The organism is Herbaspirillum rhizosphaerae (genome assembly GCF_001189965.1).
Classification (GTDB): Bacteria; Pseudomonadota; Gammaproteobacteria; order Burkholderiales; family Burkholderiaceae_D; genus Herbaspirillum; species Herbaspirillum rhizosphaerae.
The window spans coordinates 1-800 of the sequence record NZ_LFLU01000041.1; the positions used below are offsets into that span (position 1 = coordinate 1).

Genomic DNA, 800 nt, shown 5'->3' on the forward strand with positions numbered 1-800 from the left:
CACGCACAAAACCTGAAGGACTCCGGCTGCAAGGTCACCGTCGGCCTGCGCAAGGACGGCGCATCGTGGAACAAGGCCAAGAACGCCGGCCTGAACGTTGCCGAAGTCAACGACGCCGTCAAGGGCGCCGACGTCATCATGATCCTGCTGCCGGATGAAAACATCGGCCAGGTCTACGCAGAAAACGTCGCCCCGCACGCCAAGCAAGGCGCCACCGTCGCCTTCGCGCACGGCTTCAACATCCACTACGGTCAAGTCGTGCCGCGCGCCGACCTGGACATCATCATGATCGCGCCGAAGGCCCCGGGCCACACCGTGCGCTCGACCTACACCCAGGGTGGCGGCGTGCCGCACCTGATCGCGGTTTATCAAGACAAGTCCGGCACCGCCCGTGACGTCGCCCTGTCGTACGCCACCGCCAACGGCGGCGGCCGCGCCGGCATCATCGAAACCAACTTCCGCGAAGAAACCGAAACCGACCTGTTCGGCGAACAAGCGGTCCTGTGCGGCGGCACCGTCGAACTGATCAAGGCCGGTTTCGAAACCCTGGTCGAAGCCGGCTACGCGCCGGAAATGGCCTACTTCGAATGCCTGCACGAACTGAAACTGATCGTCGACCTGATCTACGAAGGCGGCATCGCCAACATGAACTACTCGATCTCGAACAATGCGGAATACGGCGAATACGTCACCGGCCCGCGCATCATCAACGAAGAGAGCAAGAAGGTCATGAAGCAAGTGCTGACCGACATCCAGACCGGCGAATACGCCAAGAGCTTCATCCTGGAAAACAAGGCCGG

1 protein-coding gene is annotated in these 800 nt (G+C 61.8%); it reads left to right on the forward strand.

Going from position 1 to position 800, the window contains the following annotated elements; genetic code table 11:
• The coding region (gene ilvC, locus AKL25_RS23565; RefSeq protein WP_050480132.1) for a ketol-acid reductoisomerase at nucleotides 1-800 on the forward strand (800 nt) is incomplete at both ends.